Annotated in this window: 20 protein-coding genes, 1 tRNA gene and 1 pseudogene; 9 read left to right on the forward strand and 13 right to left on the reverse strand. The window is 33.9% G+C overall.

Going from position 1 to position 18,928, the window contains the following annotated elements; genetic code table 11:
• Positions 1-121 precede the first annotated feature (121 nt).
• The 5 genes and pseudogenes from alaS (at position 122) to OEM44_05730 (ending at position 7,070) form a co-directional block, all read left to right on the forward strand.
• Positions 122-2,809 carry an alanine--tRNA ligase gene (gene alaS / locus OEM44_05710; GenBank protein MDH3516297.1) on the forward strand — a complete coding sequence of 896 codons (2,688 nt, stop codon included), beginning with the start codon at positions 122-124 and terminating at the stop codon, positions 2,807-2,809.
• Between the two features lie 12 nt (positions 2,810-2,821).
• Positions 2,822-5,698: a leucine--tRNA ligase gene (leuS, locus tag OEM44_05715; GenBank protein ID MDH3516298.1), complete on the forward strand. Its 2,877-nt coding sequence runs from the start codon at positions 2,822-2,824 to the stop codon at positions 5,696-5,698.
• Between the two features lie 178 nt (positions 5,699-5,876).
• Positions 5,877-6,107, forward strand: a complete 231-nt coding sequence (locus tag OEM44_05720; GenBank protein MDH3516299.1) for an Lrp/AsnC family transcriptional regulator — start codon at positions 5,877-5,879, stop codon at positions 6,105-6,107.
• Positions 6,108-6,546: 439 nt separating this feature from the next.
• Positions 6,547-6,708: a hypothetical protein gene (locus OEM44_05725; protein MDH3516300.1), complete on the forward strand. Its 162-nt coding sequence runs from the start codon at positions 6,547-6,549 to the stop codon at positions 6,706-6,708.
• Positions 6,709-6,830: 122 nt separating this feature from the next.
• Positions 6,831-7,070: pseudogene (locus OEM44_05730) on the forward strand (Lrp/AsnC ligand binding domain-containing protein).
• Between the two features lie 916 nt (positions 7,071-7,986).
• On the opposite strand, the gene OEM44_05735 reads toward OEM44_05730, so the two are convergent.
• The 5 genes from OEM44_05735 to OEM44_05755 all read right to left on the reverse strand — a co-directional run bounded on the left by OEM44_05735 (position 7,987) and on the right by OEM44_05755 (position 11,070).
• Complete coding sequence (locus tag OEM44_05735) at positions 7,987-8,415, reverse strand: universal stress protein (protein MDH3516301.1); 429 nt, start codon at positions 8,413-8,415, stop codon at positions 7,987-7,989.
• 55 nt (positions 8,416-8,470) lie between these two features.
• Positions 8,471-9,289, reverse strand: coding sequence for a mechanosensitive ion channel family protein (locus OEM44_05740; GenBank protein ID MDH3516302.1), 819 nt, complete (start codon positions 9,287-9,289; stop codon positions 8,471-8,473).
• Positions 9,289-10,068: a DUF432 domain-containing protein gene (locus tag OEM44_05745; protein MDH3516303.1), complete on the reverse strand. Its 780-nt coding sequence runs from the start codon at positions 10,066-10,068 to the stop codon at positions 9,289-9,291. The genes OEM44_05740 and OEM44_05745 overlap by 1 nt, the downstream gene beginning before the upstream one ends.
• A gap of 407 nt (positions 10,069-10,475) precedes the next feature.
• Complete coding sequence (locus OEM44_05750) at positions 10,476-10,673, reverse strand: hypothetical protein (protein MDH3516304.1); 198 nt, start codon at positions 10,671-10,673, stop codon at positions 10,476-10,478.
• A gap of 190 nt (positions 10,674-10,863) precedes the next feature.
• On the reverse strand, positions 10,864-11,070 hold the full coding sequence (locus OEM44_05755; GenBank protein ID MDH3516305.1) for a hypothetical protein: 207 nt from the start codon (positions 11,068-11,070) through the stop codon (positions 10,864-10,866).
• A gap of 83 nt (positions 11,071-11,153) precedes the next feature.
• Here OEM44_05755 and OEM44_05760 point away from each other — a divergent pair, with 83 nt between their 5' ends.
• Positions 11,154-11,387: a hypothetical protein gene (locus tag OEM44_05760; protein ID MDH3516306.1), complete on the forward strand. Its 234-nt coding sequence runs from the start codon at positions 11,154-11,156 to the stop codon at positions 11,385-11,387.
• A 306-nt stretch (positions 11,388-11,693) separates the two neighbouring features.
• Here the strand turns inward: OEM44_05760 and OEM44_05765 are convergent, their stop codons facing one another.
• Together OEM44_05765 and OEM44_05770 are read right to left on the reverse strand one after the other, a co-directional pair.
• Positions 11,694-11,873, reverse strand: a complete 180-nt coding sequence (locus OEM44_05765; protein MDH3516307.1) for a hypothetical protein — start codon at positions 11,871-11,873, stop codon at positions 11,694-11,696.
• A 199-nt stretch (positions 11,874-12,072) separates the two neighbouring features.
• Entirely contained in the window at positions 12,073-12,675 is a 603-nt protein-coding gene (locus tag OEM44_05770) for a nitroreductase family protein (protein ID MDH3516308.1), read from the reverse strand.
• Between the two features lie 301 nt (positions 12,676-12,976).
• On the opposite strand from OEM44_05770, the gene OEM44_05775 reads away from it, so the two are divergent.
• On the forward strand, positions 12,977-13,990 hold the full coding sequence (locus OEM44_05775) for an NAD(P)/FAD-dependent oxidoreductase (GenBank protein MDH3516309.1): 1,014 nt from the start codon (positions 12,977-12,979) through the stop codon (positions 13,988-13,990).
• Here OEM44_05775 and OEM44_05780 read toward each other — a convergent pair.
• Complete coding sequence (locus tag OEM44_05780) at positions 13,987-14,691, reverse strand: YkgJ family cysteine cluster protein (protein MDH3516310.1); 705 nt, start codon at positions 14,689-14,691, stop codon at positions 13,987-13,989. The genes OEM44_05775 and OEM44_05780 overlap by 4 nt on opposite strands.
• 39 nt (positions 14,692-14,730) lie before the next feature.
• Here OEM44_05780 and OEM44_05785 point away from each other — a divergent pair, with 39 nt between their 5' ends.
• Together OEM44_05785 and OEM44_05790 are read left to right on the forward strand one after the other, a co-directional pair.
• Positions 14,731-15,048, forward strand: a complete 318-nt coding sequence (locus OEM44_05785) for a hypothetical protein (protein MDH3516311.1) — start codon at positions 14,731-14,733, stop codon at positions 15,046-15,048.
• 45 nt (positions 15,049-15,093) lie between these two features.
• Positions 15,094-15,198, forward strand: a tRNA-Gln gene (locus tag OEM44_05790).
• 13 nt (positions 15,199-15,211) lie between these two features.
• On the opposite strand, the gene OEM44_05795 is transcribed toward OEM44_05790, so the two are convergent.
• The 5 genes from OEM44_05795 to OEM44_05815 all read right to left on the reverse strand — a co-directional run bounded on the left by OEM44_05795 (position 15,212) and on the right by OEM44_05815 (position 18,896).
• Positions 15,212-15,811, reverse strand: a complete 600-nt coding sequence (locus tag OEM44_05795) for a 30S ribosomal protein S7 (protein MDH3516312.1) — start codon at positions 15,809-15,811, stop codon at positions 15,212-15,214.
• Positions 15,812-15,818: 7 nt separating this feature from the next.
• The gene (locus tag OEM44_05800) at positions 15,819-16,256 is read right to left on the reverse strand and encodes a 30S ribosomal protein S12 (protein MDH3516313.1); all 438 of its coding nucleotides are present in this window, start codon (positions 16,254-16,256) and stop codon (positions 15,819-15,821) included.
• A 3-nt stretch (positions 16,257-16,259) separates the two neighbouring features.
• Positions 16,260-16,724, reverse strand: a complete 465-nt coding sequence (locus OEM44_05805) for a NusA-like transcription termination signal-binding factor (GenBank protein MDH3516314.1) — start codon at positions 16,722-16,724, stop codon at positions 16,260-16,262.
• Between the two features lie 63 nt (positions 16,725-16,787).
• Entirely contained in the window at positions 16,788-17,111 is a 324-nt protein-coding gene (locus OEM44_05810) for a ribosomal L7Ae/L30e/S12e/Gadd45 family protein (GenBank protein ID MDH3516315.1), read from the reverse strand.
• Positions 17,112-17,186: 75 nt separating this feature from the next.
• On the reverse strand, positions 17,187-18,896 hold the full coding sequence (locus OEM44_05815) for a tetratricopeptide repeat protein (GenBank protein MDH3516316.1): 1,710 nt from the start codon (positions 18,894-18,896) through the stop codon (positions 17,187-17,189).
• Between the last annotated feature and the right edge of the window lie 32 nt (positions 18,897-18,928).

An 18,928-nucleotide genomic window follows, 5' to 3' on the forward strand; every position in this document is an offset into this window, starting at 1 on the left:
TATTATTGCCAAAATAAAAAAAGTACACAACAGAATTGATAATCAAAAAATAATTATTTCAAATTATTTAGCATATTATTAATCGACAATTCTTAATATTGGGTCAAATGAGCCTTCATCGTTGGATAAAAAAGAGATTCTAAAAGAATTTTCATCAAATCCGGATAGATACTATAAGGTAAAGTTGTTTGAAGAGCAAGGATTTCTCAGAAAGTCCTGCTCAAAGTGCGGCAGATTCTTTTGGACTCTAAATGCTGAGCGAGACTTGTGTCCTGATGATGCAGATGACACGTATTCATTTATTGGCGATCCGCCAACAACCAAAAGATTTGACTACACACAGGCATGGAAGCAAGTCGAAGAGTTTTTTGTAAAAAACGATCACACATCAGTTAGCAGATATCCTGTTGTATGTAGATGGCGTGATGACTTGTATTTTACAATTGCATCAGTTGTTGACTTTCAAAGAGTAATGGGCTCAAAGGTAGTCTTTGAATTTCCTGCAAACCCACTAGTGGTCCCACAAACTTGCCTGCGTTTCAAAGATTTAGAAAATGTAGGAGTAACTGGTAGACATTTTTCAAGTTTCTGTATGATAGGACAGCACAGCATTCCAGAGGGAGACAAAGGATATTGGAAAGACAAGTGTGTTGATTTGGATTATAGATTACTTACTGATCAGTTTGGAATTAAAAGAGAAGAAGTAGTTTTTGTAGAAGATGTTTGGGCAGGTGGTGGCTCTTTTGGTCCATCACTAGAGTATTTTGTCAGAGGTTTAGAACTAGGAAATGCAGTCTTTACTGAATTTCAAGGAGAACTAGGAAAGCATACAACACTTGACCAGAGAGTAATTGATATGGGTGCAGGTCTTGAGAGATTTGCATGGATTACAATGGGAACGCCTACTGCATACGATTGTTGCTTTGGTCCAATCAATCAGAAATTATTTAACACAATTGGAATTGATTCAGATTCAGAAGTTTTACGAAGATACTTTACAGAGATTGCCAAAGCACTAGAAAAATTTGAGGATCTAAACGATGTAAGACGTCATGCAATAAAGAAAGCTGGACTAACAGATGACAAGATAACTAAAATGATCACACCGCTTGAAGGAGTATATCTAATTGCAGATCATCTTAGAACTTTGATATTTGCAATTACTGATGGTGCATTGCCAAGCAATGTTGGTGGCGGATACAATCTAAGAATGATGTTGCGAAGAATCAATGCAACAATTAGCAAGCTAAATCTCAAACTAGACATTGATGATCTAATTGATACGCATATTGATTATCTCAAGGACACATATCCTGAGCTTGATGAGAAAAGAGAAGATGTCAAGAAAATTCTCAAGATAGAATCACAGAGATATGAAGAATCCAAAGTCCATATGAAGAAAAAGGCCGAAAAGATTCGTGAAAAAGGTGTACCTAGTGTCGATGATCTCATCACATTGTACGAATCAGATGGAATCACGCCTGAATATCTCAAGGAGGCCAATGCAATCTCTGAGATTCCATCTTCATTTTACTCCAGACTGTCAGACTTGCATCAATCTGAAAACAAAAAAGCAGTTACAGAATTACCAGTAGACCAACTGCCAGAGACAGATGCTCTGTTTTACAAAGATGATCCAATGGAGTTTGAGGCAAAGGTAATCAAGATTTTTGATGACAAGGTTGTACTAGACAAGACTTCATTTTATGCAAGAGGTGGAGGGCAAGAGCCAGATCATGGAACCATTGCAGGATTTAATGTAATTAATGTAGACAAGCATGCACACATTATCGTTCACCAGCTAGAAGGTGGAGTTCCAAAAGAAGGAGATACTGTAAAGTGTGTTGTAAATGCAACAAGGCGTGCAAACATTACTAAAAACCATACCAGCACTCACATCATTAACGCATCAGCAAGAGGAGTGTTGGGATCATGGATTTGGCAGCACTCTGCATTCAAAGACGATGATCATGCTAGACTAGACATCACACACCATTCATCATTGACTGATGAGCAGGTAAAGCAGATTGAAGATGCTGCAAATAGTATGGTAAAACAAAATCTTGAAGTCTCCATTGAATACTTTGATAGAGGAGTTGCAGAGCAAAGATACGGATTTAGAATTTACCAGGGAGGAGTAGTTCCAGTAAAGGCAGTAAGAATTGTTTCAATTCAAGACAAAGACATTGAGGCTTGTGGAGGAACACATGTCAAAAAGACTGGAGATATAGAACTAATCAAGATTACAAAAACTAAACGAATTCAAGACGGCGTTGTTCGCATAGAGTTTGTCTCAGGCCCAACTGCATTTGAGTACATCAAACAACAAGAGATAGAACTAAAACAAAAAGAGCAAGAGAATGCACAAAAAGAGATACTAGCAAAAAGAAGAGAAGAGAATAAACAAAAAGCAAGAGAAAAGATTCCAGTGTTGCTTGAAACAATTTTAGATGATGGAGAATCTGCTACTGCTGGTAGTGAAATTGATGAAATTATAATCAAAGATAAGCTATGCTTTACTGCAAGTCAACAGTATGATGAGTATTTTCATCAGAACTTTGGCAAAAAACTTGTAGTCAAGGATCCAAAGACTGCATTTTGTGGAATCTTTGAGTCAGGCCCAACTATTAGAATTATGGTACATGCAGGAGAGCAGTCAGGAGTCAACGCAGGCGTGATTGCCAAAGAAATATCATCAATTTTAGGTGGTTCAGGTGGGGGGGATGCCAAATTTGCCCAAGGCGGTGGAAAAGACACATCTAAAAAAGACGCTGCAATAGCCAAAGCAAAATCAATGATTTTAGGATAACAAGTGAGATTTATGACAATTAATTGGAATGAGATTGAAAAAAAATGGAGGAGAAAATGGGATGAAACCAAGGACTTTGATACAAATCCTAATGATAACAAGGATAAAAAATTCATAACAGTTGCATATCCATATCCCAACTCACCGCAGCATATTGGACATGGTAGGACATATACACTAGCTGATGTTCATTCAAGATTTTACAGAATGCAAGGATACAATGTATTGTTCCCAATGGGATTCCATTATACAGGAACGCCAGTACTTGGCATGGCAAAGAGAATTCAATCTCAAGAAAAGGAAATTTTAGATGGATTAAGAAACATCTACCACGTTCCAGAAGAGGACATCAAAACATTTGTAGAGCCAATAAAAATTGCAGACTATTTTCATGAAGAGATAAAATCTGGCATGATCGAGATGGGGTACTCCATTGATTGGCGTAGAGAGTTTACAACAATAGTTCCAGGCTATCAAAAGTTTATCGAGTGGCAAATAACTACTCTAAAAGAAAATGGCAAGATAATTCAAGGATCACATCCAGTTGGATGGTGTCCACGTGATCAAAACCCAGTATCACAACATGATACAATGGGTGATGTAGAGCCAAAGATTGATGATAAAAACTATCTAGTCAAATTCAAGTTAGATGATGATTACATATTTCCAATTACAACACTCCGACCTGAAACAATTTTTGGAATAACTAATCTCTGGGTCAACCCAAATACCACATACAAAAAGATCAGAGCAGACAATGAAAGATGGATAGTATCACAAGAGTGCGCAAAGAAACTAGAGTTCTTTGAAAAAGAGATTTCAATTGAAGGAGACATTGCAGGAAGTGAGTTAGTTGGCAAATATGCAATTGCATTACATAATGAATCAAAAATCCCAATACTTGAGGCAGACTTTGTAGAGCCAGGTGTGGGAACAGGTTTGGTAATGTCAGTTCCAGCTCATGCACCAAAAGACTATCAGGCATTAATGGATCTAAAGGCCAAAAATCATGAACTAGCCTTAAAAATTGAGCCTATTCCAATCATAACTACAGAAGGGTATGGCAAAATTCCAGCAAAAGATGTCTGTGAGAGACTGGGTGTAACTGATCAATCCGATAAAAAACTAGAAGAGGCAACAAATGAGCTATACCTCAAAGAGTTTACCAGCGGAAAATTAAATGACAGATGTGGGAATTTCCAAGGCATCAAAGTAGAGTTTGGACGAGATAAGGTAAGAGAATGGTTGCAAGAAAATAATCATCTAGAAAAATTCCCAGTACTTGAGAACGGTCCGGTAAGATGTCGTTGTGGAACTGAGTGTGTTGTAAAGATACTATCAAATCAATGGTTCTTAAACTACGGAGATGAAGAGTGGAAAGAAAAAGCAAGAGATTGTTTTGATGAGATGAACATTCTTCCTGGCAAAATCAAAACAGAGTTCAAAGATGTCATCAACTGGTTACATGAGCGAGCATGTGCAAGACAGCAGGGACTAGGAACAAAACTTCCATGGGACAAAGATTGGATAGTAGAGAGTCTATCAGATAGTGTCATCTATATGGCATATTACACTATTTCACGATTTGTCAATGAAGGAGTAGCAAGTCCTGATAATCTCACCAAAGAATTCTTTGACTATATCTTTTTAGACAAAGGAGACATTGACTTGGCTATTCAGACTTCAAAGTTATCAAAAGATGTAATTGAGATGATCAAAAAAGAGTTTCAATATTTCTATCCAGTTGACTCTCGCCATTCAGGCAGAGATCTGGTTCAGAATCACTTGTCATTTTTTGTATTAAATCATGTTGCAATATTTGATAAAAAATACTGGCCAAAAGAAATTGTAGTAAATGGCTCTGTAATGATGGATGGTGCTAAAATGTCAAAGAGCATGGGAAATATCATTCCACTTCGAGCAGCAATAAAAGATCACGGCGCAGATCCAATTAGACTGGCAATAATATCATCAGCTGAGCTATTACAAGATGCTGATTTTAACATGGAGTCAGTCTTGGGTATTCAAAACAAGCTAGAGTCACTTCTTGAGGAATGCTCCAAGGTAAAAACAGGAGAAATTAACAATTTAGAGGCAGAAGACAGATGGATTTTATCAAAAACTCAGAGTCTGATATCTCAGGTGACTGATGCAATTGAGAAGATGAGGCTGCGTGAGGCTTTGCATGATATTTTATTTTCATTTGAATCAGACCTAAGTTGGTATCACAAAAGAGTAGAGGCAAAGAAAAGAGAAAACATTTCAGGAATTTTGCACAAGATAAATTCTATACGAGTTTCAATGTTGTCTCCGTTTGCACCACACATAGCAGAAGAAATGTGGCAAGAACTCGGATACACCAATCTAGTATCAAAATCATATTGGCCCAAATATTCCAAAGAAAGTGTTGATGCCGTATCGATTCAATCCGAAGAGTTGCTTGAATCAACAATTAATGATATTGCAAATATTCTCAAAGTAACAAAAATCACTCCACAAAAAATTGTAATCTATGTTAATTCAGACAAATTCAAATTAACAGTGTATCGCAAGATACTAGGAATTATGGTAGGGGGTCAAAACAACATGGGAGTTGTAATGAAAGAGTTGATAGCAGATCCTCAAACTAGTGATGCCAAAAAGATGCCAGAGTATGTACAAAAAGTAATCAAAGATTTACACTCAGAGTCAGAAGTAATCAAAGAGATGAAACTAGAATCAAAGGATTTTGATGAAAAAGATTTCTTATATAAGGAATTAAAATCCATAGGCAAAAAAGAGTTTGGAGTAGAAATAAAGGTGTATTCAGAATCAGATAGCGACATTTACGATCCTAAAGGAAAGGCAAGACATGCAAGACCATTCAAGCCTGCAATTTTGATAGAGTAATTATCAAGACATCAAAGAAGAAGAAGATTAGAGAATTTTTTTGCAATCAACAAAATCTAATGATGATATGTACCATAAGGAAATCCTCAGATTAAAGAGATCTCAATTAGAAATTAAAAAAATATGTTTTAAAAAAGAATAAAGTTAAACTTAATACATAAAATCACACATATCTTATATGAATACAGCATTTGTTTTAGTTAATTGTGATATGGGATATGAGATGCAGACAGTCAAGAGACTCAAAGAGTTATGTGATGAAGTACAGGGAACCTATGGACTGTATGATTTTATCTGTAAATTAAAGTATGACAGTATAGAATCTTTTGAACAAACTTTACAAAACATCAGACGTCTTCAAAACATTACACATACAATTACCATACATACAATTCCAGAACAATCATAGAATAAGAAGAAGAAGGAATAATTGTTGTAATATTTTTCAAAGATATTATTATTAAAAAATACATATTCAGAATATAGATATTTTTTTCCTAAAGTCATTTCATAGCAAACAATTCAACAAGACGAATCTTTTGCAGTAACACAGGGCAAGTACTACACATATTGGAGTTTCATCTGAAATTCACATCATCATTCAAGGGTTTCAGGATGTCCTTTTCCACGAAGTCCAAATAATACTACTGCCAGAGTAATTCATACCCCATTACAGAACCATATGCTGCAAGTCCAGCTTCTGCCATGAACTGCTTTACACAGAATTAACAATAAACATGACGGTATCAAAATAAAAAACTTGTTTGATTTAATGTTACAAAATCTGACAAGTTTTCATTATTGTATTGCTCTACTTTATTGAGGATATAACCAATACTAGTTTTAGATTGAACATATACGATACAAGATCAATTTCATGTGTAGGCTGTGGAAAAGCAATTGGTGAAGTTGATTATGATGCAGAGATCATTCGTCCAAAGTGTGGTCAGTGCTCAAATCCTACTCCTGATATCAAAGATAAAATGCCTTATTTGATCTCTCACCAGTAGCAAAATTGCCTTAATGCCACACAAATAAACAATTTTCAAGTGTTTGTTTTTCTAATCAATAATCAAATAATTTTTAAGTTATTCTATCATTTACTTAAATATTTTTTTGATATATCTGCTTCATGGAAACAGCTTATGTTTTACTAAATTGTGATCTTGGTTCTGAAGTAGATGTTGTAGAAGGGCTAAAACAAATTGATTCAGTCAAGGAGATCCATGAAACATTTGGCGCATATGACATAATTGCAAAGATACAGAATTCAGAAAAAGATAAGATTAGAGAAACTATTATTTGAAATGTAAGAAAACTTGAACATGTTCGCTCAACTCTTACTTTGATGGGAATTCAGGGGCAAAATTAGAAGTACTACTATTACCACGTTAATTGAGATCTTCTTCTTTTTTGAGACATCTAGCATTTAATTACAATACATTTTCTTCAAATATTTTACAAATTCTTCTGAGATATCATTGCACTTGCAATTACTTGATGGAAATAATTATTGTGGTATATTCTGAAAAACAACAAAAAAAACTTCAGATCTTATTACACAGATATCCGAAATTCAAACTGATCAATGGGAATATGAGATAGGAAAACAGAATTGGACTTATAGAGAAATAGAATTAGGCTTGCTTGAAACCTACACCAAAATAACAAATTCTATTGAATTAATAACAAAAATCAAAGAATAATTAGTAAAATTAAAAGATGAAAAAATATTCCTCAAGATTTTGACCAAATTAATTCTAATATAGATGAATTCATCAACAACATACAAACAATTAGGAATTTTTCAGATCGATGTTCTCAGCTTTTCGAACGATTTGGAAATATATTGGACATAGAAATACAAAACAAAGTCAAAAATTATTTGATGAATTTGAATTAGATGTAGTTGATCATAACATTGAGAATATACAAAAATCAACCAAAACATAACTGGAAATGTAGAAAAAACAATAGAAAATATTGAAGAAAAATGGAAAAAAGTATTATCTATTAATCATCCCGACTCAAGGAACTTAGAATCTTGACTGACGAGGAGTTTGTCAAGAAAAAGAAGAAAATGCTGGGCAGAATTTGATTTAAATGTCAAAGAATCTGATAATTTCTGCACTATCTATTATAATTGTAATCTTGGTTGGGATTTTAATAATTACAAATTACAATTGGTTCTCACAAGAATGGTTGATTGGATTAGGTATTATAATGGCAAGTATGGCAAGAGGCTGGCATCTTGGCATATTTCAAGATAAGAAGATGATTTCATCTCATTATTTTACAATCAATACAGGAATCTTCGATGTGTGGAGTATGTGGTTTGCAACACTTCCCAAATATGGTTCATCAGATGAACCAGCACCCTTTGAACCAATTACAATTAGATCATAGTTCCATCTGTTTGCAAAGTTAAGAATATCTTTTTTGGCAGAACCATGAATTATCTCACTATTCATGTCTGTGCCGTTTTTGGCAGCAGTATTTTTTGCCTTTTCTAAAAACGTATCAATTTGCTTTCTTTTAAAAGAATCCAGATCCTCGATGGTATCAAATCCATATCTTGATGGCTTTTGACTGATATACAGTCCTGTTAGTGTCGCATCACATTGTCTTGCAAAATAGATTGCCTTTTCCAATCCCCTAAAGGAGTTTTGCGAGCCATCAAGTGGAACTAGTATTTTTTTGATCTCGTAGGATTGCATCTTTTTTCACATGTTCTTAATTGTTAATTAACCAATTGAAAAATCATGCCTGTCACTATTCATTTGAACTACCCTTCCACACTACCCTTTGCGGGAATGGAATCTCAATTCCTGCATCATCTAAAGCGTTTTTGATAACTTTGAGTAAATTGGGCATTACTTCTGCTAGATCATCACGAGGATGCCATACACGAACCAATATGTTGACACTGTTATCTCCAAGTTCTGAGATCCAAAACTCAGGAGCAGGCTCCATGAGAGAATATACTACATTTTTCTCAATTGCATTTTTTATGGTTTTAATGGCATTATCCACATTTTCACCATATCCTATTCCCACTGACACCTCACTTCTTCTTACCTCAGAAAGTGAGAATGTTCTGAGATTAGATGTAAACATTTTTTCATTAGGAATCCTAACAACAGTACCATCAAATTGTTGAATCTTTGATGAAAATGTATTAATCTCAATTAACCTCCCAATAACATTTACATCTACAACCTCAACATTTTCACCCTGTCTAACAGGTTTCTCAATGAGCATAAACACACCAGAAATCATATTGGATACAACTGATTGAGCAGCAAATCCAATCACAATTCCTAAGAATCCTGCACCAACTACTAATGCGCCAACATCTATTCCTTGACTTGCAGTTGCAGCAAGCAAGAAAATTATGATTATTCCATAATAGATTAGTTTGTCAAAGGTCTTTACTGTATCAACTGGCAAATTAGGTGCAAATTTTTTCTTAAATATCATACGAACTATTTTGGCAACTATGACACCTGCAAATACAATAATTCCAGTAACAAGTAAACTCCAAATTGAGATTCCTTCAATTATTTGAGTGTCTAAAATTTCAAAGACCATTAATTAAACCCCTTATCCATTGTGTAAATACTATCATCAGTAGTGAGATATGAGACTAATTTCAAACCAGCACCTTTGTTCACATAACCTTTACGTTTAATGTCAATCAGTGATATTTTTGATTCCTGTTTTAGAGTCACTTCAATGTCATCAACATGTACCTCTGAGGAACCTTCTGAATAGTAAAAATTATGACTTCCAATTGGAAATACTAACTTACCAATTAATTTTCCCTCGTCCAAATTATTAGAAATATCTACCTTCATCCGTGCAAAAACATATGGATCCACATCATTTTTTTCTAAAAGTTTTACTTTTGAATACATACAAAGATTACCCTTCTCAGGAGTTCCATATAATGCAAATCTAGAATGCATTGGTTCGCAAGTAAAGCAATCAAAAAGATCTTTTGTTTCATCTTGATTAATTATGTAAATCCCAATTTCCATTGGAAACTGTATCAGAATACTAGTTGTGGATTTTTTTTCAACAAAAATTGATTCTGCCAACCGGAGAAAAATTAAATCATTTGTCTTTTTTGCAGGAAGATTCATGGGTAAAATAGGACATAATTCAATCTTGATTTTTCCACTTGATTGTGGGATCGATTTTCTTATTTCTTGATCTTCGGAGTTTTTTCTGTAATATGAAAATCGGTTACCCTCTTTAATTTCAATATTGATCTCTGTTTTTGGCAATCTCAATTCTAATTTTTCTGAAATGTCATATTGACCAAATCCAGAATAATCATTTTTTTCCATGTTTATTTTAGAACTCACAATTAAAGAGTTAATACAATTAATAACAATATTGATGCTTAGATAATTGTTCCATAATTGAAACGGACAACCCCCATTCCATTTAATGATGAAATAATTTGAGCACAAATTCATCAAGTTCTCATGTCTTGACAGAAAGTCTAAGATCCTCTTTAGGAGGATCGGAGGGAAATCAAATGGTTAGTACAAGTACTAGCCCTATCTACTGACATAGTGTGATAGATTTTCTTTGGAAATCAAATAGATTCTATTTAGGAGAATACAAGTGGAAGTTTCTGTAACTACACGTAGTATGGTGATATCATGAAAAATATTTCCTCTGAATTAAATTTAGAAATTCTTCTCTAGTTATTCCACAGTCACTTAAAATTACACCTAATCCAACCCAAAATTTTAATTGTCTAATTTTATTTCATTCCTTTCTCTAGTTTGATCTTTGCAATAACGTCTCTGACTAATTCATCATCTTTTAGAACTAATTCTTGCAGTTTTTTCTTGTATGTATCATCACCCCATTTGTCTTGACTAAACATTTCTTTGACTAAATTTACAATGTCAGATTTATTTCTCTGATGTTCACGTTTTGCAATTTCAGAGTCTTCCATGAATTCCTTAAAATGGTTTTAAACTTAAGCGTAACTGTATAATTTATGGTTAAAGTCAGATCATCATCTCTATTTGTTTCTTTTTTTCTAATTGTGATAGTTTCTCAGGCTTGACTTTCAAGATGCAAATTCAAAACCAAATATCAACAGTCCAATGAATTATGTAAATTGTAATTATATTGGCAGAGACCTATTTTTTCTTTAATTTTTCAATGGCCTTGTTTATCTTCTCAACGTTTGAACTCCAAATCTTGATCATTTTCTCTTCTTGTGCGATGTCTTTTTCTGATCCCATACCTTTGAGTTGTTGCATCTTGTCCAAGTGTGTCTGAAGATTGTCTTGTGCTTCTGCCAGTTTCTTTTGTTGATACTCTAGAACCTTATCTGTAAAGCCCATGGTTTTCTTTATTGATTATGAGTCTTAAGCGTATTGGGAAAACAGTCCAACATTCTTAAGACCACAATTTAGAGAAAACACAGATGACATTATTTTGCAAGCAATGCGATGGTAGACGACTACCAAAGTATATTCAAGCAGAAAAAAACACACTATGGCTATGCGAAAAATGTAAGAACTTTACAGATATTAATGATATCATTATTCGTGAGCAGACAGATGAAGAAAGAGAGACAGTTAAAAGAAAAGACAAAGAATTCGAAGAATCTACAAATTTTCCAAAAGCAAATTTGAATAGAAGAAAGGGCGTAAACTAGATCAATAATAACAATACAAAAAATTCAATAATTTCATACAAAATTTGGAATTAATTTTAGATACCCTTGTAATAATTGAAAATTGCTCTTGTTGTGTATTAATGATTCTAGAAATCAAACGATAGATTGTCTGAAATCTTTTAGATATTTTTTTTCTTCTACCTTGTATCTAGATCTAGTTGTTTTTTATTCAAATCAATGGTTGCTCTAAGTCCTAAAATTGTATTTTTAAAAATTATTATTTTTTGTTCTTTTGTTATCATGTTATACTAATAGGCAGTTCATCATAGATAAAGATGACATATTCTAAACTCCAAACGAATTAGACTTACAGTTAGGACATTGAGAGCCATCTGTTTGCAATCCGCACTTTACACAGCGAATATTAACTCCCACTATATCATGTCGACTAGTTTTTGATACCTTGACAATGAGAACTATAGCTAGTAAAACACCGATTGCAAGTCCTATCCATATCAGTACCATGATTGATATTCTATACCCTTTATGCCTTAAAAACCAGTGATTATGAAATTATAAACAAAAAAAATCTAAAGACAGAGTTGCAGTATTTCTTTTCTCTATCTAGATGGGCACGCCAACAACAATAATAACATGTAAGACATCACGACAATGAAATTCAGTCTTTCAATGAGGATGATATGATATAGGATATATGACAAATTTAGAATGTGTTCTCAAAAACTACATCAGATAGAGGTAATTGCCCGCCCCTTGCAGATGCTTCCTTGGTTTTCTTTCCCACAACTACCATCATAGATATGACATAGTCTGGTGGCAGGTTAATCATATTTCCAACTGCATCATAGTCAAATCCCTTCATAGGACATGTATCATATCCCATAGATTTGGCTGCAAGCATTATAGTCTGAGCTGCCATTCCACAAGAGCGCATTGCCTCGTCTCGTTGTTGTTGAGGCTTTCCATTATACGAGTTTCTAATAGATTTAACTAATGCATTACGTGACTCTAGTGGTATGTTTGCCCAGTATCTCTCAGGTTCTTTGTCCCAGGAATTCAAGTCAGCACATAGAATTATCACAAGTGATGCATCAGATACTTGTTGTTGTCCATGAGAGAGTTCAGATAGTTTATCTTTGATTGCCTGATCAGTTACTGTAACAAATCTCCAGTTTTGTATGTTGTATGATGTAGGAGACAAGACTGCAAGTTCCAAGAGTTTATCAATCTCATCTTTTGTCATCTTGTAGTTTTTATCAAAATTTTTCACAGAGCGTCGTTGATTAATTGCATCAAATGTATCCATAACACATCAAAGAAGATATTTACCAAATTTAAAAGATGATCAACATTAAGATTGGCACTAAAAAAAAGATTGTTAACGAGAGAAACATAGCTTAAGACCAGCGACGTTGTGTCTTCTGATGACAGCTATTATCTTAAGGTCTGAAACGTTTGTATTCAGACGACAGACTATCTCTCAAATTGTACTATGTGAATTTGATATTTAAGCAGCGCTATTTTTTCCTACTACTAGTAGAATCAATTAACACTAGAAAAATTACCAGATAGTGTATTTATTAGGCATGAGGCGATCGCAGATCATCGTGAAGATTGCAGTAATGGGAATGGGTGTTGCAGGCTCTTATCTCATGGCCCGACTAAAAAATTCTGAACATGAAGTAGTAGGTTATGAGAGAAGTGTTGAAGAAAAGCATGATTCTATTTGTGCATGGGGAACAATCAAACCAGTACTAAAAGAGTTTTGTAAAAAGACAGGAAGAGACTTTGATGACTTTTTAATTCATGATGGAAAAAATATGCATGTCAAGATGAACAATGATGTAAAATTTGATATTGGATTGAAGGGATTATGCACATATAACAAACTTGGATTAATCAAGGATTTCATAAAAGACTCTAAGATAATTTATGGTAAAGCACCAAAGCTAGAAGAATTAGAAAAAGAATATGACATGATAGTTGACTGTACTGGATTTAACAGAGTATATCTTCCAAAATTAAAAGAAGATTTTTTCCTGCCAACATATGAGTACAAAGTAGAGTATGAAAATGGCGTACCATATGATGACTTTTACATTGAGCCATTTCCTGGAATGTCAGGATACTTTTGGTATTTCCCACTTGGTGAGAAAACAGCACACATTGGTGCAGGAGATTACAATAAACAACACATCAAAGCAACTGATGAATTTTTGAAAAAACATGGAGGCAAAGTAGTTGCAACAAAAGGACGTCCAATTAGACTTGCAACACCAGATAGATGCAAGCCATACTATTCAGGCAAAGTAGTGGGGGTTGGTGAATCAATTGGAACAGTTTATGCGCTGCTAGGAGAAGGAATCATACCATCAATGCAGTGTGTTGAGATATTTTTAGAAAACATGAATGACTTTAAGGCATATGAGAAAGCAGTGGAGAAACATTACAAAGTGTATGCTAAGGTGTTTAATTTTGTCAGGGCAAAAATTCACAAAGACTTTAGTTTTTTCAAGGCATTGCCAGACTTTATTGCAATATTTAGATACATGAAAAAGAATGAAGACAGGTTTGGAATGGATATTAAAATTGCCGACCTAATGAAAGTAGCTAAAGCCTAGCTGAAACTAATTGAGCTGAATCCTTCTCTGCTTGTTCTGTTTGAGGCCATGTTGTAATCATAGATTGTCTTTGAGTACGCCTTGAACTCATCTTTCATAGGATCTAAATTTTCTGCCAAGTAAAATCCAGGACAATCACCTGTAAACTGATAAGTTGCATGTACACGAGCCTTTCCCTTTTCATTTTCAAGCCAGCTGGAAAACGGATACAGATAACATACACCAGGTCTGTCTGGATGCATGCTGCATCCTCCCTCTTCATCTAAAAATCTACAAGAAATGTGTGTTCCATCCTCAGATTCAGTCTCATCAGTCTTTCTTTTTAGATTAATTGTAGTCATTGTAGTCATCTGACCAGAGGGGCCAGGTTCCTGATAGGTAGTAGTAATAGTTTCATTTTTTATAAAATCAGATGGCTTTTGGTATTTCAATCCTTTCCCAATTGTAATCAAGTCATCAGATGTTAATGGTAGTCTCCCTTGTCTATCACAGCAATTATGACAGTCAGGCCAATAGCATTTCCACAGAATATATTTTTTCTCAGAGTTAAGATAAGGCACATGAAACACCACATCTTTGACTTTGATTGGATAGTCAGATACATCTGTAATTTTACCTAGCATAAATTGGCGCAGAATTGGATCTACAGTCCAATCTTTTTCTAACAAATTCAGGGATTCTTCAATTTCTTTTTGTGACAACTATTAAGTTATAACATCATTTGCAGATGTTATTAATGTTTGAGTGAAAAAGGAAAGTATGCCTCAGCGACAGAGAATAGGAGATTTGTGTGGAGTGAAATTATTTGGCCTTTGATTTTAGAAATCAATGATATTACATTCTCATTAAAACAATTTCAAAAAAAGAGAGATCAGATATGTAAAGAAAAGAACATAACAATTACAATTCCATCAAGAGGACTTGCATCATTGATTCAGAAAGGGATATTATTAAAAGAAAAAAACATGTATTCAATTCACTATAGATTGATTCCATATATGCGATTAAAAGCAGACTGTGACTATGGAACTGCAATTCATGAAGTTAGAGTAAAGTAGTTGCAGCAAATGATTATATGCTAAAACATTTGGATTTTGTTTAGTAGCCCGATAGTCTAGCGGTCAAATAATATTTTAGATCAAGGATTCTGCCCTCTGGATCTCAAGAGTGGATAGGCGGAGACGGCAGTTCGAATCTGCCTCGGGCTACTGGAAAAATTTTCTATCTAGATGCTTGTGCTATACGCTCTAATTCGTTTTTCTTTTTTACGGAAGGGGCATTAGGATCATTGGCTGCTGCAAGCATTAGATGCTCTGCCATGTGCTCTTCGATTGGTTTTGGATTTGAAAACGTTGCTTCTTTAATTGCATCTGCAATAAACTTCAAGGCCAAGTCAACTCTTCTGAGAGGGGCAACATCAACTGATACATGGTAAACTGTACCACCATATACAATTCTGGTTGTATCCTCGTTTGGTGCAGAAAATTCAACTGCTCTAACCAGAACTTCAACTGGATTTTGGCCAGTTTTAAGGGCAATAATATCAAATGCTGTTTTTACAGTATTGAGTAGTTTTGTTTTTTTACCAGTCATTCTACCAGTGTTCTTTGCATACTTTTTTCCAAAGTGCATTGTTTTGTTGATTAATCGCTCAACGATATTAACATCAGCTTTGTTGAATCTCTTTAGTGCAGAGCGACCATAAGTATAAGGTAGAATTTGTTTTCTCAAAGAGATAGCAGTCTTTAGTCCAGGATCTTTTATCTCTATGTTAGATAAATCCCATTTTCTAAATAATAATAAATTTTTAGTTTCAGCCATTTTCTATCTATCTCCTTGGTTTCTCCTTCTTTCCAATCACCAATTCATGAAGTGATGTACCGTTAACTTTGAAAACTTTGAATCTAACACCAGGAATATCTCCCATTGCACCACCTTGAGTTGCACCCATACCTTGAATATGAACCTCGTCGTGTTCATCAATAAAGTTCATGGCACCGTCTCGTGGTAAGAATGCTGTAACTGTTTTACCGTTTTTAATTAATTGAACTCTAACACATTTTCTGATAGCAGAGTTTGGCTGTTTTGCTGCGATACCAACTTTTTCTAGAACAATACCTTTTGCTTGCGGAGCTCCACCAAGTGGATCAGCCTTTTTATCAATACCAAGTTTTCTTCTTTTGTAAGTTGAGATGGCCCAGCGTTGTGTCTTCTTTTTTGAAGTCAAAACTCTGCCAGCAAATAATCCAAGTGGTGATTTTCTCATGTCTTACATCTCCAAAGTTGCGCGTTCAGGACTGTTAATCAATACGCTACTAATATCAAAATATCGTTTTGCAAGTAATCTTGCTTTCTCGGCATTTCTGCCTTCTCTTCCAACAACTATTCCTTTTTTTCTCGGGTCGACCATGACTATTGCTTGTTTTGATCCATCTGCTCGTGTATTTATTTTTACTTCTGAGATTAGTTTTGAATTAAGCAAAGTTGATAAAAATTTGGCCGGATCCTCATCAAATTCAACTAATTCAACATTTCTTTTAACAATATTTTGTAAGGATTTAATGTGAACACCGCCCTTACCAATTGCAAGTCCCATTTTACCAGAATTAACCACAAAAATTACTCTATCTTGTTTTTCATCTTCCACACAATCACGAGCTGTTGCACCTGTTACGTTTTGGAAAAGAGACATCATACGCATCTGATCAGTTGTTAGTTTAATTGATTGTGTCATTAGAAGTCCTATCTCACTCCAAACAAGAAAGTCTCATTTAAACTTACATTACAGAAAATACAATTATTCATGTTTTTCCTCAGCTTCTGTATCTTTTAAAATTGATTTGATGTTTGCGTCATCGATTGATGTAAATGATATTGTTGAAATTCTAAATTGTAAGCCGCATAACCTACCTAATGCAACTGATGTTCCTTGAAAGTTTACTAAAGGTATTTTTTCTTTTTTTGCATCTAATTCAATTTTCTCGAGTGTTTCTTTTTTTACCGAACGAGACAATACAATTAGCCTGGAATTTTTTAAAGAGTTCAAAACTTGTCTAGTACCTATTGTTAACGCATCTTCTTTATGCGCATCTCTTAATGATTTTTCAAGTATCTTACTCATGTTGTTCCCTTATGTCGATGGTCATTACAGGGCTTTATAGGTTTATTGAAAAACTATACATCTTTTAAAATAAAATCAGTTCAGAAATCCAAATAGAGAGCCCAAAGTAGAAAACACACGACCTATTTCGCCAATAAAGTCAGCTGACTCTTGTGTTTTCTGATTGTTTTGAATCGTTTTTTTAGATGATTCTACAAAAACAAAATTTTCAGCATCAGAGTTTGTTTGTGTAGAAACTAAATTATCAGTATCCATATTTAACAATAAAACAGTATCAAGATTTTTTTTGGCAGTTAGATAATCTGGACTTTTCTCTAAGATTTCATTATATAATAAAATGGCAGCATCATAATTTTGGAGATTTGCAAGGGCGTTTGCCTTGTTATTTTTAGCAGGCAGAAAATCAGGATCAAGTTTTATGGCCTGATCATAGTATGCTATTGCCTCAGAGAAGTACCCTAATTTACCCAAGGTAGAACCCTTGTTTGTAATAACTTCTACATCATTAGGGTTTTTGACTAATGACTCATTAAAAAAACTCAGAGAACTATCAAATTTACATAGCCTATACAAAGCAGGACCCATTCCATCATAATATGAAATAGTATCAGTTAAGATACTAGAATCACAATTTAAATTAATTTCATTTAGCATTATTCCAAGTTCTATATCTTCAACAGATAGATTGTTTTGTTTGTTAATTTCTTTATTGTTATTAATTTTGTTATTAGTATTTTTTTCATCAATAGTTTTTGTTTCAATAATTTTAGAATCATTTGTTTTTTCAGATGTAATGTTTTCTGAAGGGGTTTTAATTATTGGATCATTAGTTTTTGATTTGGGATCATTTGTAATTGAAATATTATTGTTATTATTTTTATTATCAATTTTTTCAGATAATGTAGTAGAAGAAGAAGATTTAGGGATAACATCAACACTGGTTTTAGTTGTTGGTACTTTGGTAGACTCTTTTTCTTTTTCTTCTACTACTGTGACATCATCTTGAGTCTTTGTAGTTGTGTCTTTAGTTGTGTCTTGAGTCTTTGTAGTTGTGTCTTGAGTCTTTGTAGTTGTGTCTTTAGTTGTGTCTTGAGGAGTTGCATAATAATCAAAAAAAGATACTTCTTCTGTTTCTCCATAGTGAGCTTTAATCGAGTATGTTCCTTCAGCTACAAAATTAACTCCAGACTTTACAAGAAAACTTGTAGAAAATTCCAGATTAGAATCAACTGTACCAAAGTAAAATCCTCCTGGCATTCCAGATGGATCATAAATTCCAATTAACACAGATGGAGAATCTAGCGCAGAGACCAGACCCGTAATTTCAATTACATCATTGTTAGTATATTTTTTTTTATCAGTGTATAGTAAAATTATTTCAGGGTCCTCAAAGGTTTCAATAACTATTTCAGGTTCTTCAATATCAGAGTCATCTATGAGAAAAAAATAATCTTCAGAGATTTCTCCATAGCTTACCTTTACCATGTATTCTCCAGACTTTTTATAAAATGGAGAATCCAAAACAAATTTTTTTGAAAATGTATTGTCAGGCAAAATTTCTAAATCATCAGTAGATAGTATTTTTCCATCAGGATCATAAATGCTCATGGCAATTACTGGCATTCCAAAGTCAAGAATATCACCTGATATAGTGATTGAATCGCCAGTACTGTACATTATCTTGTCAAAAGTTATAGTAAATGATTCAGCAAATGCATCTTCAAAAATCAATGGAGATAAGATGACTGCTAACACTAGGGTAATTGCTGCAAAGTACACTAACACATAACTAAAAACATAATTTTCTATTTAATAAT

This window comes from Nitrosopumilus sp. (assembly GCA_029862745.1).
Classification (GTDB): Archaea; Thermoproteota; Nitrososphaeria; order Nitrososphaerales; family Nitrosopumilaceae; genus Nitrosopumilus.